The sequence below is a fragment of the Bacillus sp. SORGH_AS_0510 genome (assembly GCF_030818775.1).
Lineage (GTDB): Bacteria > Bacillota > Bacilli > Bacillales > Cytobacillaceae > Neobacillus.
In genome coordinates this window covers 386,777-404,430 of the sequence record NZ_JAUTAU010000001.1, presented here as the reverse complement: position 1 = coordinate 404,430, position 17,654 = coordinate 386,777, and the positions used below count along the sequence as shown (strand labels likewise).

General features: G+C 44.6%; 16 protein-coding genes. 1 reads left to right on the top strand and 15 read right to left on the bottom strand.

The genetic code is table 11. The features are described from left to right. Positions 1 to 176 precede the first annotated feature (176 nt). The 11 genes from QE429_RS02105 to QE429_RS02055 form a co-directional block, all read right to left on the bottom strand. The gene (locus QE429_RS02105; RefSeq protein WP_307283456.1) at positions 177 to 644 is read right to left on the bottom strand and encodes a GNAT family N-acetyltransferase; all 468 of its coding nucleotides are present in this window, start codon (positions 642 to 644) and stop codon (positions 177 to 179) included. 94 nt (positions 645 to 738) lie between these two features. Further along, a complete protein-coding gene (locus QE429_RS02100; RefSeq protein WP_307283454.1) occupies positions 739 to 1,326 on the bottom strand; it encodes a hypothetical protein in 588 nt (195 codons plus the stop codon). A gap of 69 nt (positions 1,327 to 1,395) precedes the next feature. Continuing rightward, positions 1,396 to 1,773 carry a FixH family protein gene (locus tag QE429_RS02095; RefSeq protein WP_307283451.1) on the bottom strand — a complete coding sequence of 126 codons (378 nt, stop codon included), beginning with the start codon at positions 1,771 to 1,773 and terminating at the stop codon, positions 1,396 to 1,398. Positions 1,774 to 1,849: 76 nt separating this feature from the next. After that, on the bottom strand, positions 1,850 to 2,464 hold the full coding sequence (locus QE429_RS02090; RefSeq protein ID WP_307283448.1) for a thymidine kinase: 615 nt from the start codon (positions 2,462 to 2,464) through the stop codon (positions 1,850 to 1,852). Between the two features lie 396 nt (positions 2,465 to 2,860). Further along, entirely contained in the window at positions 2,861 to 3,073 is a 213-nt protein-coding gene (gene rpmE, locus QE429_RS02085; RefSeq protein WP_307283446.1) for a 50S ribosomal protein L31, read from the bottom strand. A 317-nt stretch (positions 3,074 to 3,390) separates the two neighbouring features. Further along, the gene (gene rho, locus QE429_RS02080; protein WP_307283443.1) at positions 3,391 to 4,656 is read right to left on the bottom strand and encodes a transcription termination factor Rho; all 1,266 of its coding nucleotides are present in this window, start codon (positions 4,654 to 4,656) and stop codon (positions 3,391 to 3,393) included. Positions 4,657 to 5,056: 400 nt separating this feature from the next. Then, positions 5,057 to 6,019 (bottom strand): class II fructose-bisphosphatase, encoded by a 963-nt coding sequence (glpX, locus tag QE429_RS02075; RefSeq protein WP_307283440.1) that lies wholly within the window; start codon positions 6,017 to 6,019, stop codon positions 5,057 to 5,059. Between the two features lie 85 nt (positions 6,020 to 6,104). Continuing rightward, positions 6,105 to 7,391, bottom strand: coding sequence for a UDP-N-acetylglucosamine 1-carboxyvinyltransferase (locus tag QE429_RS02070; RefSeq protein WP_307283437.1), 1,287 nt, complete (start codon positions 7,389 to 7,391; stop codon positions 6,105 to 6,107). A gap of 260 nt (positions 7,392 to 7,651) precedes the next feature. Then, a complete protein-coding gene (fsa, locus tag QE429_RS02065) occupies positions 7,652 to 8,302 on the bottom strand; it encodes a fructose-6-phosphate aldolase (RefSeq protein ID WP_307283434.1) in 651 nt (216 codons plus the stop codon). Positions 8,303 to 8,434: 132 nt separating this feature from the next. After that, on the bottom strand, positions 8,435 to 9,292 hold the full coding sequence (locus QE429_RS02060) for a class II fructose-bisphosphate aldolase (protein ID WP_307283431.1): 858 nt from the start codon (positions 9,290 to 9,292) through the stop codon (positions 8,435 to 8,437). Between the two features lie 290 nt (positions 9,293 to 9,582). Further along, positions 9,583 to 9,954: a response regulator gene (locus QE429_RS02055; RefSeq protein ID WP_307283429.1), complete on the bottom strand. Its 372-nt coding sequence runs from the start codon at positions 9,952 to 9,954 to the stop codon at positions 9,583 to 9,585. Positions 9,955 to 10,137: 183 nt separating this feature from the next. Between QE429_RS02055 and QE429_RS02050 the strand changes: the two genes are divergently transcribed. Further along, on the top strand, positions 10,138 to 10,659 hold the full coding sequence (locus QE429_RS02050; protein WP_307283426.1) for a DUF2529 domain-containing protein: 522 nt from the start codon (positions 10,138 to 10,140) through the stop codon (positions 10,657 to 10,659). A 216-nt stretch (positions 10,660 to 10,875) separates the two neighbouring features. Here the strand turns inward: QE429_RS02050 and QE429_RS02045 are convergent, their stop codons facing one another. From QE429_RS02045 to icmF, 4 genes are all read right to left on the bottom strand, one after another. Continuing rightward, entirely contained in the window at positions 10,876 to 12,471 is a 1,596-nt protein-coding gene (locus QE429_RS02045; RefSeq protein ID WP_307283424.1) for a CTP synthase, read from the bottom strand. Positions 12,472 to 12,783: 312 nt separating this feature from the next. Then, complete coding sequence (rpoE, locus tag QE429_RS02040; protein ID WP_307283422.1) at positions 12,784 to 13,350, bottom strand: DNA-directed RNA polymerase subunit delta; 567 nt, start codon at positions 13,348 to 13,350, stop codon at positions 12,784 to 12,786. Between the two features lie 259 nt (positions 13,351 to 13,609). After that, a complete protein-coding gene (locus QE429_RS02035) occupies positions 13,610 to 13,807 on the bottom strand; it encodes a hypothetical protein (RefSeq protein ID WP_307283420.1) in 198 nt (65 codons plus the stop codon). Positions 13,808 to 14,277: 470 nt separating this feature from the next. Beyond that, positions 14,278 to 17,526: a fused isobutyryl-CoA mutase/GTPase IcmF gene (gene icmF / locus QE429_RS02030; protein ID WP_307283419.1), complete on the bottom strand. Its 3,249-nt coding sequence runs from the start codon at positions 17,524 to 17,526 to the stop codon at positions 14,278 to 14,280. Positions 17,527 to 17,654 lie beyond the last annotated feature (128 nt).

Sequence of the window (17,654 nt, the reverse complement as noted above, 5' to 3'; positions counted from 1 at the left end):
TGGGTGTTTCGGCGAGCCTCCTCGGAGAAACGTGCCTGCGGAGTCTCCCCTGAACCATACTCACACAGGACATGGAATAAGTTTCATCGAAACGGCACCGCACGAAGGAAATGCGTTAGCATTTTCAAGGATCTTCGCTCCTTCCGCTCCAATCAACAGGATGCCAAAAAATTCACCTATAAATAATAGCTCATGACAATTAATACACCCTTCGGCCCCATTCTTCTTTCCCCTTCGTCTATAAATCCGCACTTTTTATATAGGCCTTGCGCTATTTCGTTTCCCCCATTAACCCCTAACACCATTTCAGTGATCTCAGGAAAATGTTGCTTCACAAAGTCGGGTAAAAGGCTGAGTGCTCTCTTAGCGTAGCCTTTTCCAAGGTGGCGGTTATCGGTTGAAAAAGCTCGAATTAGGATGGCATTCTTATTATCTGAGTATGGTTTCGCACCCTCATTTTTATGTAAATCAAAATAAGTCACCAGCTGTTTATCTTCCATGGCTAAAATAGAATAGCGATCCACATCCTCTTGGGACAGCTGGATACAATCTATAGGCTTTCCTGTAAAACGCAGTTGTTCTTCTGTAATTTGATATTCTTCAATATCCTGTTTAAATGTCTCATTGTAAAAATAAAGTTGCATTCAAAAATCCCCCTTCACAAAGGAACGTTTGTTCTAATTTTATCAGTAACAGGAAAAAAATACAAATAAAAACATGCCCTGGAAACAGAGCATGTTATCTTCGATCTTCCTTTACACGAACTTCAATGTCATACCGAGGCAGTGCTTGGATAAGCTTCTTGTGAAGACGTGCTTGCGCATCCATTCGTTCTTTGTCAGATAGCATGCCTTTTTTATACACAGACACCCACATCCGATCGCCGTTAATCCAAATGGAATCTGGCACAAATTCCTTGGTGTTTGTTATGACCTGTTTTGCCTTATAAGTATCGTTGCCTGTATTTTTGCCACCGCCCGCTTCCGAACCACTTCCTGTTCTCTTTAGATCAAGGAAGTTCGGATTTTGGTTGGTAATATCATCTTCCACTAAATGCCGCTTGTTTTTACCGCGGTCAGACATATTATCAGGGTGATTTTTGTCGTTGCTGCTATCACTCATATTATCAACGATATCCTTCTTATGTGTTGCATAATCATCCATCGTATCAGGATCATCCGCATTGTTTCGTGTGCTGGACATAAAATTTGGCGCCGAGCGGTCGTTCCGCAAATCATAGGCCTCATTGTTCGCCCCGCGCTTGCTCTGACATCCACTTAGCAAAAATAACGCCGCAACTGAAAGAAACATCCATTTTTTCAGCATGTTACACCTCCTATGACTATCTTGCCCGTCTGGAGGTTGAACTTGCTTAGTGAATTCCTTCCAAGGAAATTAAGGTGCCTGTTTGGCAACAATCGAAAACCGCTTTTCTCCCGTCCACTGTTTACCGTCATCATCGATTTGAATGGTGGCTGTATAGTCCCCTTCCATTTCAAATTCAACCGTTTCCGTATACACTCCATTCGCAGTTTCTTTCATGTTCTTCATGGAAATATCACCATGGCTCATCATATGCATATTCAAATCAACACTCACCTTCGCCCCAGTAACAGGCTTCCCGTCAGCATCTAAAACTTTTATTTGAATGGTTGAAGGTTGATCCACTGTAAACGATTTTGGTGTATTTAACTCAATCTGAAAATCACCCGAACCGCAGCCCGCCAGAAGAACCATGACCAAGCTGAACAGCCATACTATCCGTTTCTTCATAACAACACCCTTTCCTTTCGAAAATGGGGACAGTCCCCCGCCGCTTTAAAGCAGCGGGGGACTGTCCCCTTTAATATTAGTTTGTCGCTTTTTGAATTACTGAGCGGTATGATGCTGTTTTTGGTACTTCGTGATGGTGACGACAGCGCGGCTCGTACGCCTCAGATGCGCCCACTAATATAACTGGATCATGGTATGAGGCTGGGCGTCCATCAATTAAACGCTGGGTACGGCTTGATGGTGAACCACAAACCGTGCAGACTGCCTGCAGCTTCGTTACCGTTTCTGCAATCGCCATTAACGCAGGCATTTGCGCAAACGGCTCGCCGCGGAAATCCATATCAAGACCCGCACACACGACGCGGTGGCCGCTGTCTGCTAACTGCTGAACAACCCGGACAATGCCTTCGTCAAAAAACTGAACTTCATCAATCGCGATAATATCCATATCTGCTTCTACATGATGAAGAATTTCTATAGAATGGGAAATTGGCTTCGCATCAAAAGAAGAGCCATTATGGGAGACTACAGACTGTTCACTGTAGCGATTATCTATTTTTGGCTTAAATACAGCGATTTTTTGCTTCGCGAATTGAGCTCGTCTCACGCGACGGATCAATTCCTCTGACTTTCCAGAAAACATACTGCCGCAGATAACCTCAACCCATCCGGTTTGCTTCATTAAATACATTAAACGGCATCTCCTTCCTATAAAAACGAACCTTTTTTAACGATACTTGTCCAATATCTATGTATCGCCGATCTATTATTAAACAGGACTCTGTTATATCTCATTAGTAACACTTTACCCTATATCGACTGAACTAACCAGCAGGGAAAAGTAGTTTTTTGGCTGTTAAATTTGGCTGTTGATCTCCACTCCAGGCACGTGCGGTTCGTGGGCGTTTCGGCGAGCCTCCTCTGCGCAAGCGCCTGCGGGGTCTCCCCTGACCCGTACTCGCACAGGAGTCTTCGTGCCTTCCGCTCCAATCAACAGGGTATAAAAATTGGCCATGTTCTTTAACACAGCCTATTTTTTTCAAAAAAAAACAGGCAAGCCGACTTTCTCTTGCCTGTTTTTGAGCGATTATTGTTGCTGTTGCTTAAGGCCGTATTTTTTGTTGAAACGGTCAACACGTCCGCCAGCTTCAGCGAATTTTTGACGTCCAGTATAGAATGGATGACATTCTGAACAAGTTTCAACACGGATCTCATTTTTAACAGAACCAGTTTCGAATGTGTTACCACATGCGCAACTCACCGTTATTGTTTTATAATTTGGATGAATTCCTGCTTTCATTCTTTTCATCTCCTTCCGCCCTGAATCTTTCGAAACAGAGTTATATCAAGTGCTTGTCTTTTGACATGCACTCACTTACTAAAAACACACTGTACACATTATAACAAGGGTCCCTTTTTATTGCAAGTTGGGATTTGCTGGTTTTTTGAACAAGGTCTGTTGATTTCCGTTCCAGACACTTCACTTTCCGTGGGTGTTTCGGCGAGCCTCCTCGTAGAAACGCGCCTGCGGGGTCTCCCCTGAACCATACTCCCACAGGAGTCTTCGTGCCTTCCACTCCAATCAACAGAGTTTGCTTGTCCCAATGGGTCACTTATCTACGACCGTCTTGTTTTTAACTCTTCCCCAAGTTGGGCGAAAAATTCTTCGTTTGATTTGGTTTGGCGTAGTTTTTTCAGGAAGCGTTCGGCAAAGTCTGGGGAATCAGACATGGATTTTCTGATGGCCCATAGTTTGTCCAAATGATCTTTCGGAATGAGCAATTCTTCCTTACGCGTACCAGAACGACGGATATCAAGCGCAGGGAAAATACGGCGCTCAGCCAGACCACGGTCAAGGTGAAGTTCCATATTACCCGTTCCTTTAAACTCTTCATAAATCACATCGTCCATACGTGAACCTGTGTCTACAAGAGCCGTCGCAAGAATCGTTAAGCTGCCGCCCTCTTCAATATTACGGGCTGCACCAAAGAAACGCTTCGGACGGTGGAACGCCGCAGGGTCAATACCACCAGAAAGCGTACGTCCGCTTGGCGGAATCACCAAGTTATAAGCACGAGCAAGACGCGTAATACTATCCATAAGGATAACCACATCGCGCTTATGCTCAACTAAACGCATTGCACGGTCAAGCACGAGCTCAGCAACCTTAATATGGTTTTCAGGCACTTCGTCAAACGTCGAGCTGACCACATCACCAGCTACGGAACGTTCAATATCGGTAACCTCTTCCGGACGCTCGTCAATTAATAGAACAATCAGTTCAACATCGGGATGATTCGTCGTAATGCTGTTAGCAATTTCTTTTAACAACATCGTCTTACCTGCTTTTGGAGGTGCAACGATTAGACCCCTTTGTCCAAAACCGACCGGTGCCACGACATCCATAATTCGTGTAGAAAGATGCTTTGGTGTCGTTTCAAGCTTCATTTGTCTATTTGGATATAAAGGTGTTAATGCCGGGAAGTAGACGCGTTCCTTCGCAGACTCTGGGTCCTCTCCGTTGACCGCTTCCACGTGCAACAAGCCGTAGTAACGTTCGTTTTCCTTCGGCGGACGAACCTTACCTGAGACCTTATCCCCATTACGCAGGTCAAAACGGCGGATTTGTGATGCAGAAATATAAATATCCTCTGAGCTTGGCGAATAATTAATCGGGCGTAAGAATCCGAATCCTTCTGATTGGATAATTTCGAGAACGCCCTCCATGAAGAAATAACCTTGCTGTTCCGCACGAGACTTCAGGATCGCAAAGATTAGTTCTTTTTTCGTCAATTTGCTGTAGTAAGTCACTTTATATTCACGAGCAAGCTCATAAAGTTCTTTCAGCTTCATGTTTTCTAAACTTGAAATTGTTAAGTCCATTAGTACACCACACTTTTGAATTTTTCCATCAAATCCGCTTCTTTTTCATAGCGGGAGATCTTCCTGTTAGATAATAATAAAATTGAGGAATTGATGATTGAAGTAGAATGGAAATGAATAGAATTGCAGAAATTAAAGATAATAAAAACAATTTCTATTGTACCCTCTGAGTAAAAAATTAATCAACTAAATTTTTCGTTAGAAATATACGGGTGCCTGACACCTTGTCAAAATTGTGTCCGACACCCGTTATTGGTAAATTTCCGCTCCAGGCACGAGCGGTTCGTGGGTGTTTCGGCGAGCCTCCTCGTAGAAACGCGCCTGCGGGGTCTCCCCTGAACCATACTCCCACAGGAGTCTTCGTGCCTTCCGCTTCAATCAACCATTATCTGCAAAAAATTTATTTAATCACTAGATTTGGTTTCTTTTTCAGGCTGTGACGGCCTTCGATGAAGCGGACTGTGCCTGATTTTGCACGCATAACGACGGAATGTGTGGAGCCGTACGCGCCTTTGAATTGAACGCCGCGCAATAATTCCCCATCAGTTACGCCTGTTGCTGCAAAAATAGCGTCGTCACCCTTCACAAGGTCTTCCATGCGAAGTACACGGTTTACGTCGAGGCCCATCTTGATGCAGCGCTCAAGCTCCGCATCATTTTGCGGCAACAACTTACCCATGATTTCGCCGCCTAGACATTTCAAGGCTACCGCAGCAATAACACCCTCTGGTGCACCACCGGAACCAAATAAAATATCTACACCTGTATTATCAAACGCCGTATTGATCGCGCCTGCCACGTCACCGTCATTGATCAACTTAATCCTTGCACCGGCTTCACGAAGCTGAGCAATTATGTGCTCATGGCGAGGACGGTTTAAAACAGTCGCAACAACGTCTTCGATATCCTTATTTTTCGCCTTAGCAACAGCCTTAAGGTTATCTAATACAGACGCATTGATGTCCACAAGACCCACTGCTTCCGGACCGACAGCGATTTTCTCCATGTACATATCCGGTGCATGCAGCAGGTTGCCATTGTCCGCTACTGCTAAAACAGCCAGTGCATTCCAGCCGCCGGATGCTAAAATATTGGTTCCTTCAAGAGGGTCAACCGCGACATCCACACGCGGGCCATAGCCTGTACCAAGCTTTTCACCGATATAAAGCATTGGCGCTTCGTCCATTTCCCCTTCACCAATTACAACGGTACCTTTCATTGGAACCGTGTCAAAAACATCACGCATGGCTGTTGTCGCAGCACCATCTGCCTCGTCTTTTTTCCCGCGGCCCATCCAACGTGCTGATGCAAGTGCAGCTCCCTCTGTAACGCGGACAAGCTCCATCGTTAAACTTCTTTCCATCGATTCCCATCTCCCATGTTTTCGTTTGTTTTATCTCTGAAGGCGTTCTATTACAGCATCCCTAAATGGATGCAAATCCCCATATTTACGTATTCTTCAACTGCTCAACTTCTTCTTTCGTTAACGCTTCACGCCATACGGTCGCACCCAGGCCGTCCAATTTTTCCACGAGATTACTGTAGCCGCGGTCAATGTGCTCTAGTCCAGTCACTTCTGTAATTCCTTCAGCTAAAAGGCCGGCAATCACCAGCGCCGCACCTGCCCGAAGGTCACTTGCCTTCACTTTGGCACCCTGAAGTTGAATAGGGCCATTAATAATCGCTGAGCGGCCTTCCACCTTAATATTGGCGTTCATGCGTCTTAATTCATCAATATGCTTAAAGCGTGCGCCATAAATAGTATCGGTCACAACGCTTGAACCAGTGGCTTTTGTTAAAAGAGTCGTAAATGGCTGTTGCAGGTCGGTTGGGAATCCCGGATAGACGAGCGTTTTAATATCAACCGCCTTCAAGTTTCTGCCTCCGCCAACAAATATTTGGTCGTCGCCTGATTCTATATGAACACCCATTTCACGCAGCTTTGCAATCAATGATTCTAAGTGCTGTGGAATGACATTATCGATGACCACACCCTCGCCCACTGCTGCACCAAGAATCATATACGTCCCTGCTTCAATCCGGTCAGGAATAATCGTGTGGCGGCAACCGTGCAAGGCGTCTACCCCATCGATACGGATGACGTCTGTTCCAGCGCCTTTAATTTTTGCACCCATGTTTGTTAAAAGTGTCGCAACATCAATAATTTCCGGCTCTTTGGCGGCATTCTCAATGATCGTCCGTCCCTTAGCACGTACCGCTGCTAACATAATATTAATTGTCGCTCCCACACTGACCACGTCTAAATAGATGCGGGCACCACGAAGCTCATCGGCGCGAAGATAAATCGCCCCTTGCTCGTTCGTAATTTGCGCACCCAACGCCTCAAAGCCTTTAATGTGCTGATCAATCGGTCTCGGACCTAGATGGCAGCCTCCTGGCAGACCAATGACTGCCTTTTTAAAGCGGCCAAGCATGGCCCCCATCAAATAATAGGATGCACGAAGCTTTTTCACTTTTCCGTTTGGCAGCGGCATGGAGATCATCGTTGATGGGTCCACCGTCATTTCATCTTCGCTGATTTGAACCTTCCCGCCGATTTCCTCCAGCAGGTCTTTCAAGATCTCAACGTCTGAAATATCTGGTAGTCCTTCTATTGTCACAGGTGATTCAGCTAATATCGTTGCAGGAATTAATGCTACTGCACTATTTTTCGCTCCGCTGATTCGAACTGTTCCTTTTAACGGATATCCGCCCGCAATTTTAAGTTTTTCCATTTTTGACTCCCTTCTAAGCCATATGTACCACATGGTAGTGACACTGTACTTTGTGAGAAAATTCTTTATTAAGAATGCGCTTACCTTTTAAAGTAGAAGCATTCACATTTCTAGTACCACTTCACCAGGCTCTAGGTATATTTTTCCAACATTAAAGGCCAAATTCCGACAGCTTGTCTATCCTTTAGTTTACACGAAAATCCTATTTTCATGTATGCATATTAAAAAAATTTGTTCAAAAATGGAAAAACCGCGGTATATTAGGCTTCTGTACGAGAATTCCAGTCTTTAAGGAATGCTTCAATTCCTTTATCTGTTAGAGGGTGTTTTGTTAAGCCCATTAATACATTGTAAGGAATGGTCGCAATATGCGCGCCTCGTAACGCAGCTTCTGTCACATGGATTGGATTACGAATGGATGCAGCAATAATTTCTGATTCAATACCATGAACCGCAAAGATTTCTGCAATCGTAGAGATTAAGTCTAAACCATTTTGACCAATATCATCTAATCTGCCTAAGAATGGGGAAACATAAGTTGCACCAGCACGTGCTGCTAGCAATGCTTGGTTTGCATTAAAGATGAGGGTAACATTTGTTTTGATTCCTTCTTTTGAAAAAGCATGTACCGCTTTTAAGCCATCAGGAGTCATTGGAACTTTCACCGTAATATTTGGAGCAATCGCAGCTAGTTCTCTTCCTTCTTTAATCATGCCTTCTGCATCAAGGGCAATTACCTCTGCACTGACAGACCCAGGAACTAAAGCCGTAATTTCACGTAAACGGTCGTGGAAGGAAACGCCTTTTTCTTTGGCCACAAGGGACGGATTTGTTGTTACTCCAGCTAGTAATCCAAGTTCATGTGCTTCACGGATTTCTTCTAAGTTCGCTGTATCGATAAAAAACTTCATAGTATTACCTCCAATTTTCGACTAAATTTTCAGTTTCCTACTAACATACTGAAACCGCCCTCATAGTAAGGGCGGTTTAATTTTATCATAGGTGAGCAATCAACAAAAAGTGCCAAAAAACGGCTTTTTGAATTAAGCTCTGTTTGAAGAACCGAATTCGCGCATTTTGCCGATTACTGTTTCTTTAATCGCATCGCGAGCTGGTCCTAAATATTTACGTGGATCGTATTCGTTTGGCTTCGCCGCTAACACTTCACGAACAGTCTTTGCAGAAGCAATTTGATTCTCAGTGTTCACGTTGATTTTTGCAGTTCCTAAAGAAACTGAACGTTGGATATCCTTTGTTGGGATACCAGTTCCACCATGTAGAACTAATGGAAGGCCAGTTGCTTTACCGATTTCCTCCATTTCAGCAAAACCAAGGTTTGGTTCGCCTTTGTAAGGACCGTGTACAGAACCTAATGCAGGAGCAAGACAGTCAATACCTGTGCGCTTAACAAGCTCTACACACTCTTGTGGGTTAGCATAAATAACGCCTTCAGCTACTACATCGTCTTCCTGTCCGCCAACAGTTCCTAATTCTGCTTCAACAGAAACTCCTTTTGAATGAGCATAGTCAACAACCTTTTTAGTTGTTTCTACGTTTTCTTCAAATGGGTGGTGTGAAGCATCAATCATTACAGAAGTGAAGCCAGCGTCGATCGCTTCTTTACACTTATCAAAGCTTGAACCGTGGTCAAGGTGAATCGCCACTGGTACAGTGATTTTTAAATCTTCCATAAGACCTTCAACCATTTTTACAACAGTCTTGAAGCCTGACATATAACGTGCTGCACCTTCAGATACACCAAGGATAACTGGTGATTTTTCTGCTTCTGCAGCTTGAAGAATCGCTTGTGTGAATTCTAGGTTATTAAGGTTAAATTGCCCAACTGCGTAGCCTTCTGCTTTCGCTTTGTTAAGCATTTCTGTCATTGAAACTAAAGGCATTTCTTTTCCTCCTTAAATTAGGTTGAACTCCTTTTTTAGAAGACAGCTTCCCATATTAAAGGTTTCCCTCTCAATGGGTGTTTATGTATTCTTCCAAAAATGATGTTCTTCCTGTTAAGATTCATATGTATCATATCAAAAGAAATACAGAAATGCTATTAAACAACCACCAGTTTTCGAAACTGTCATAATGAAAGCGTGACCAAGTGACAGCAAGCGTTTTCACCGATTCAACTGCTTCTTTTTTTATAAAAAAAGGCAACTTTTAGGCGCCTCATTTTTTCCAAAATTTAGTTGGTTTTTTGCGGGATATGTTTGCGAACTGCCGCACGGATATCGTCTATATCAAATGGTTTGGCGAAGTGGGTAATCGCACCGAGATCCTTGGCTTCTTGAATCATATCTAATTCGCCATATGCGGTCATGATAATGACGCGAATATCCGGGTCAATCACTTTCATTCTTTTTAAAATTTCAATTCCGTCCATTCCGGGTATCTTCATATCAAGAAGAACAAGATCCGGGGCATGCTTGGTCACAATGTCCAATGCCTGAACGCCGTTCGCCGCTTGAAATGTCTGGTACCCTTCCTTTTGGAACACCTCATTTAGCAAAATTCGAATACCAAATTGGTCGTCTACAATTAAAATTTTCTCTTTCATACACTCCACCTCTTCCTTGGTTTTTTTTATTTTGATTCCATCATTATACATATCCCTATAAATATTCGACAGCGAGAGGTATTCTCCTTCAACGTTGTTATGTCATTTTAGTGGTAATTTTTACCTAATTTTATCTTTTTTGAAAAAAAGTCTATAATAAGAGGCGTGATAAGGAGGGTTATTATGTTAAAAATGTTTACTACCCAGTTAACAGGTTTGTTCAAGCGGATTGAGGATAAAGAAGAGTTTGCCTTTGAAGACGGGGCCCGTTTGCTTGCCCAGGCACCTGTTGGCGATGGATCTATATATATTTTTGGGGCAGCGGAAATGAAAGCCGTAGAGTTTGAAGCATTAGAAGGTGCCGAACCATTGAATGGGGCGAAAGTGCTCACTCTTGATAAAATTGACCAGCTTACGGATGCGGACCGTGCCGTTCTTTTTACGCGAACTTCCTCGGATGAAGCGGCGATCACGGTTGCTTCTGCTTTGAAGGCTAAAGGCATCCCATTTGTGGCGGTTTCAACGGTTACAGACGGGGATTTAACCGAATTAGCGGATGTACATATTGATTTGCGCTTGAAAAAAGGCTTATTGCCAGATGATGAAGGCAATCGCTACGGTTATCCGTCTTCGATGGCGGCCTTGTACGTTTATTTTGGCTTAAAATTTACGATTGATGAGATTTTAGCGGAATATTTTGAGTGAACGGCCCTTTGAGTGGGGTCGTTTTTTTGTGATTGGTTCATTTTTGGGCCGGATTGGCTCATTTTTATCATGTTTTGGCTCATTTTCGAGAGGGATTGGCTCATTTCCACCCATGATTGGCTCATTTTCCAACAACATTGGATATTTTTCCATTTCCATCCAAAATAAAAAGGCCAGTCCCCCTCAAAAAAGGAAACTGGCCCTCCCCAAACAAAATTATTTTTCCAAAGAAGCTTTAATAAAGTCACGGAACAACGGCTGTGGACGCGTTGGTCTTGACACAAATTCCGGATGGAACTGAGACGCCACAAACCAAGGGTGGTCCGCAAGCTCGATGATTTCCACTAAACGGCCGTCAGGGCTTGTACCAGAGAAAATAAAGCCTTGTGCTTCCATCTCTTGACGGTAATGATTGTTGAACTCATAACGGTGGCGGTGACGCTCATACACCACTTCATCCGCATACGCGTCGAACGCCTTCGTGCCTTCCACCAAACGGCAAGGGTATAGACCTAAACGTAACGTTCCGCCTAAATCCTCAACATCCTTTTGTTCTGGAAGTAAATCAATGATCGGATGTGCTGTTTCCGGTACAAACTCAGCAGAATGTGCATCTTTGTAACCAAGAACGTTGCGTGCAAATTCAATCGTTGCCAGCTGCATTCCTAAGCAAATACCAAGGAATGGCTTCTTCTGTTCACGAGCATAGCGAGTTGCTTCAATTTTGCCTTCAACCCCACGGTCACCGAATCCGCCTGGCACTAATACGCCATCCACATCAGCCAATAGCTCAGCTACATTTTCACGTGTTACGTGCTCAGCATTGATCCATTTAATTTCTACATCTGCATCAAATGCATACCCTGCATGCTTCATCGCTTCCACGACAGAAATATACGCATCCTGCAGTTCCACATACTTACCAACCAAACCAATGCGAGTCTTATTAGAAAGGTTTAGCACGCGGTCAACCAGTTGCTTCCACTCTGTCATTTCTGCTTCCTTCGTCTGTAACTTCAGGTGGTCACAAACAATTTGGTCCATGTTTTGCTCTTGAAGGGCAAGAGGAATGGAATAAAGCGTGTCAGCATCCTGACATTCAATAACAGCCTTCGCGTCGATATCGCAGAATAAGGCAATTTTATCCTTCATGTCCTGAGAAACAGGCATTTCTGTACGAACGACGATAATATTTGGCTGGATACCCAAGCTGCGAAGCTCTTTTACACTGTGCTGTGTTGGCTTCGTCTTCATTTCACCCGCCGCCTTTATGTACGGAATCAGGGTACAGTGAATGTACATCACATTGTCGCTGCCGATGTCACTCTTCATTTGACGAATCGCTTCAAGGAATGGCAAGGATTCAATATCCCCAACCGTACCGCCGATTTCTGTAATCACGACATCCGCATTTGTTTCATTACCTGCACGCAGGCAGCGCTCTTTAATTTCATTCGTAATGTGAGGAATAACCTGAACCGTTGCACCTAAATAATCACCGCGGCGCTCTTTACGTAAAACCGTAGAATAGATTTTTCCTGTTGTCACATTGCTGTACTTGTTTAAGTTAATGTCGATAAAACGCTCATAGTGGCCAAGGTCCAAATCCGTCTCGGCGCCATCACCAGTTACGAATACTTCACCGTGTTGGTATGGGCTCATCGTTCCTGGGTCCACGTTGATATACGGGTCGAATTTTTGAATAGTCACGTTCAAGCCGCGATTTTTCAATAAACGCCCTAAAGAAGCTGCGGTAATACCCTTTCCGAGTGATGACACTACGCCACCAGTTACAAAAATATACTTTGTCATTAAAATTCCCCCTTATTTACAGTTTGACCATTATTCAGTCTGTTTAGGATTTTTCATAAAAAATATTTTGGCTGCTGAATGAAGCCGTCATTCCGTCAGGCCAAGTCGGGTTCGTCAATCGTTGTTTTTCACTTATTTATCCCTTTAGACTAAAAAACGAAAAAACTCCATTTTACGGGAGTTTTTTAAAAAATAAAAAGCGCTCCTCTCGCCAGTGCAAGGGAGCGCATATAAGTAAAAATTGATTTGTCCTTTTTTAAGGAGCCCAAAAAAGATGATACAAGGGCGGGAATAAAAAGTCAAGCTGTAGTTTTACAACTCTTCGTCTTCTTCCTCGTCAAACATTTCGTCCTCTTCATCAAGATCCTCATCTAAATCTTCATCTTCGTCTAACTCGAACTCTTCGTCTTCAATGACGTCTTCGTCAATATCCAAATCTTCGTCCTCGTCCAGATCAATATCTTCGTCGTCATCAAGAAGATCGTCCTCATCGGCAAAATCGTCAAGATCATCGTAATCTTCATCTTCGACTTCCTCGAAGTCTTCAATTTCGTCTTCGTCAACAACCTTCTTCGCTTTCTTCTTCTTCGGTTTCACCGCAGTAACAACTTCTTCTTCAGCTGTATCTACTGGATACCATAAACGAAGTCCCCAACGGTTTTCTCCTAATGAGAGGAAGCGGCCGTCAATATTCATATCTGTATAAAACTGTGCAAGTCTTGAGCGAATTTCCTCTTGAGACATATCAACAGCATTGGTGATTTCATTCACTAATTCGTTAAAAGTGATTGGCTGCTTACTATTTTTTAAGTATTCGTGAGCCAGTTCGATGAGTGATAACTCTTGTAATTCCTCTTTTGAGTATTGTGCTAAACTCAATATGGGCACTTCCTTTCTCTATTTAACACTCGGTTATGAGTGATTAACGAACTTTTTACTAGGACCATATACCAGTCCTATCCAGCTGCAACGCCTAGCCCCTCGGGTCAAATAACCTTCGCCAATAAAAGTCAAAAAGACGACTTTTCTTGGCGAAGAACATTTGCCTGTCGGGGCTGATCAAGGCGCTTCCGCTTTAAAGACATATTCTCCATTATAAACAAAATCTTCCCGTTTATGCTAGTTTCTAACTAATGTTTCACTTGATTTTTTCGTGATTGGACTTAGGTGTGTCACCATTCTCCTGCTTTTTTAGCTTTTTGGTCTCTTTAATCGTGATCACCAAGAAGAAAATCGCTAGTAAAAGAAACGAGACGGCGCCTAATTGCAGTTGGTAGAGATAGTATAATGGCCAGGCAAATACAATCAAAATCAATAATATGTGACTAACCTTCACCTTTACCCCACCTGCCAAATCTCTTAGAAGTTTTTTACACTAGTTAGATTATATAAGATAACGCTTCAATTTAACATGTTGTACCCAAAATTTTTTCCATAAAAACAAAGATTGGTGTCAGGCACCTTTGTGACATATTCACATGGTGCCTGACACCCTACAATGTTTTAATTTAAATTTATTTTAACCTTGAGAAATGTCTAGCTCCGGCCCCCAGCGACTAGTGGCCATCCCAATCCTCCCTACGATAAGTCAACATCGAATCGCTCCGCTCTTCCTGTGTCTAGCTCTACAGCGCCTAGCCCCTCGGGTCAAATAACCTTCGTCAAGAAAAGTCAAAAGACGGACTTTTCTCGCCGAAGAACATTTGCCAGTCGGGGCTGATCAAGGCGCTTTTACTTTTCTAGTTTCCTTTATCTCAGTCGGACCGGGCCCCTAGCTTGTCGTGCGCTAAACGGTCGCTTTTCTTTTTACATATTCCGGCGATATTGTCCGCCGACTTCATACAATGCACGTGTGATTTGGCCTAGGCTTGCGACTTGGACGGTTTCCATTAGTTCTGCAAAAATGTTGCCGCCACTGACTGCTGCTTCTTTCAACCGTTTTAACGCATCAGCCGCTTTGTCCGCATGCGACTCCTGGAATGCACGCAGATTATGAATCTGCAATTCCTTTTCCTCCGTCGTTGCCCGTGCCAATTCCATATTGTTCACGTCTTCCACAGAAGGAGGATTCGGATTCAAATACGTGTTCACTCCGATAATCGGCAGCTCGCCCGTATGCTTCTTCATTTCATAGAACATTGATTCATCCTGAATCTTTCCGCGTTGGTACTGCGTTTCCATCGAACCAAGAACACCGCCGCGGTCATTCAAGCGCTCAAACTCCTGAAGCACCGCTTCCTCTACCAACTCCGTCAACTCTTCCACAATAAACGAGCCTTGAAGCGGATTCTCATTCTTCGTCAAACCATGCTCCTTCGTGATAATCATCTGAATTGCCATCGCGCGGCGAACCGATTCCTCTGTCGGAGTCGTAATCGCCTCATCATACGCATTTGTATGAAGGGAGTTACAGTTGTCGTGCAATGCCATCAACGCTTGAAGCGTAGTACGGATGTCATTAAAGTCAATTTCCTGTGCATGCAGTGAACGGCCTGACGTCTGAACATGGTACTTCAGCTTTTGGCTTCGCTCATTCGCACCATACTTATCACGCATCACGGTCGCCCAAATGCGGCGCGCTACCCGGCCAATCACCGTATATTCTGGATCCAACCCGTTCGAGAAGAAGAACGATAAGTTCGGCGCAAAATCGTCAATCTTCATGCCGCGGCTTAAATAATACTCCACATACGTAAAGCCGTTCGAAAGCGTAAACGCCAGCTGCGAAATCGGGTTCGCCCCTGCTTCCGCAATATGATAACCAGAAATCGACACCGAATAATAGTTGCGCACCTGGTGATCAATGAAATATTGCTGAATATCGCCCATCATCCGCAGTGCAAACTCTGTAGAGAAGATACATGTGTTTTGTCCTTGATCTTCTTTTAAAATATCCGCCTGAACCGTACCGCGAACCGTACGCAAAGTATAGGCACGCACTTCAGCAAACTCTTCCACCGTTAATACGCGGCCAAGCTCTTCTTCCCTCTTCTTCACCTGCTGGTCAATCGCCGTATTCATAAACATCGCCAAAATTATCGGCGCCGGACCATTGATCGTCATCGAAACAGACGTCGATGGGTGACATAAATCAAACCCGTCATACAGTTTCTTCATATCATCTAACGTACACACGCTAACGCCGCTCTCGCCGACCTTCCCATAAATATCTGGGCGGTAATCCGGGTCTTCCCCGTACAACGTCACCGAGTCAAACGCCGTACTTAAGCGTTTCGCCGCATCATCCTTCGATAAATAGTGGAAACGGCGGTTGGTCCGCTCCGGTGTCCCCTCTCCGGCAAACTGGCGCTTCGGATCCTCACCCTCACGCTTGAACGGGAATACCCCTGCCGTATATGGGAACGCACCCGGAACGTTCTCCTGATACACCCAGCGAAGAATTTCCCCATAGTCCTTAAACTTCGGCAAGGCCACCTTCGGAATATCAATTCCAGATAAACTCTTCGTCTTTAACACCGTAATAATTTCTTTATCGCGGATGCGCGTCACAAACTGGTCGCCAGAATAGGCTTCCTTCGTCTGTTCCCACGTATCGAGAATCTTTTTCGATTCAGGCGTTAAACGAGCTTCCGTCTCCTGCTTCACCGCTTCCAACGCAGCCACTACCTCCTGCTGGTCCTGAACCGCAAGAATCGCACCCTCAAGCTGGAATAATTTCCGGGCAATATTCGCCTGTTCTTCCGCCTTCTTATGGTAGCCGCGCACCGTCTCAGAAATCTCTCGTAAATAGTAGCGACGATCCGTAGGAATAATCACATTTTGCTTTTCCACCACAGCACTCTTGCTAAAAGAAGTCACCCAATCCGTCGCCGTTTTTTCATTAATTTTTCCCACTAATGCCGCAAACAGCGCGTTCGTACCTGGGTCATTAAACTGACTCGCAATCGTTCCATACACCGGCATTTCCGACGAATCTTTTTCAAACAACATGTGACTGCGCTGGAATTGCTTCTGCACCTGGCGCTTCGCATCCTCTGAGCCCTTGCGCTCAAACTTGTTGATGACAATTAAGTCCGCAAAATCGATCATATCAATCTTTTCAAGCTGTGAAGGGGCCCCGAATTCGCTCGTCATGACATATAAGGACACATCACAAATCTCCGTGATTTCCGCATCCCCCTGCCCGATTCCGCTCGTTTCCACGATCACCAAGTCAAAGCCCGCCGCCTTCGTCACTGCCACCGCATCCTTAATCGCCAGCGATAATTCATTCTTCGAACGACGCGTCGCCAGGCTTCGCATATACACATTCGGAGAGAAAATTGCGTTCATCCGAATCCGGTCGCCCAGCAAAGCCCCGCCTGTTTTTTGCTTCGTCGGGTCAACGCTTAGAATCGCCACCTTCTTATCCGGCAGCTCATTGATAAAACGGCGAATCAACTCATCCGTCAACGAACTTTTACCAGCGCCGCCAGTACCCGTGATCCCCACAACCGGAATCGCTTTTTCCAGCGACTTCACTTGCTCCAGCACCTGCTCAGCCGCCGCAGCCGCTTCATTCTTTTTATCCACATGAAGCTCAGCCAACGTAATTAGCTTCGCAATCGCATTTACATCTCCCGTCGGAAGCTTCTCAATTTGCTCCGCCGCGTCCATGTCAACCGTCGAAAAATCGCACTCCTGAATCATCTGGTCAATCATGCCCTGCAATCCAAGCAAACGGCCGTCCTCTGGTGAAAAGATGCGCGCAATCCCGTACGCATGAAGCTCATCAATTTCCCGAGGAATGATGACGCCGCCCCCGCCGCCATAAATGCGGATATGCGGTGCACCCTTTTCCGTTAACAGGTCATACATATATTTAAAGTATTCAACGTGCCCACCTTGATAAGAAGAAATGGCAATACCCTGCACATCCTCCTGAATCGCCGCGTTCACAACCTCCTCCACCGAACGGTTATGCCCGAGGTGAATAACCTCCGACCCGCTCGACTGAAGAATACGTCTCATAATATTAATCGAAGCATCATGTCCATCAAACAAACTCGATGCCGTCACAAACCGAATATGATGCTTTGGCTGATAAGTTCCCATCGTACTCCCCCTTTTTAAGAAAAGCGCAAGCGCCTTGGTCAGCCCCGACAGGCAAATGTTCTTCGCCAAGAAAAGTCGCTCTTTGACTTTACTTACCGAAGGTTATTTGACCCAAGCTGTAACAATCA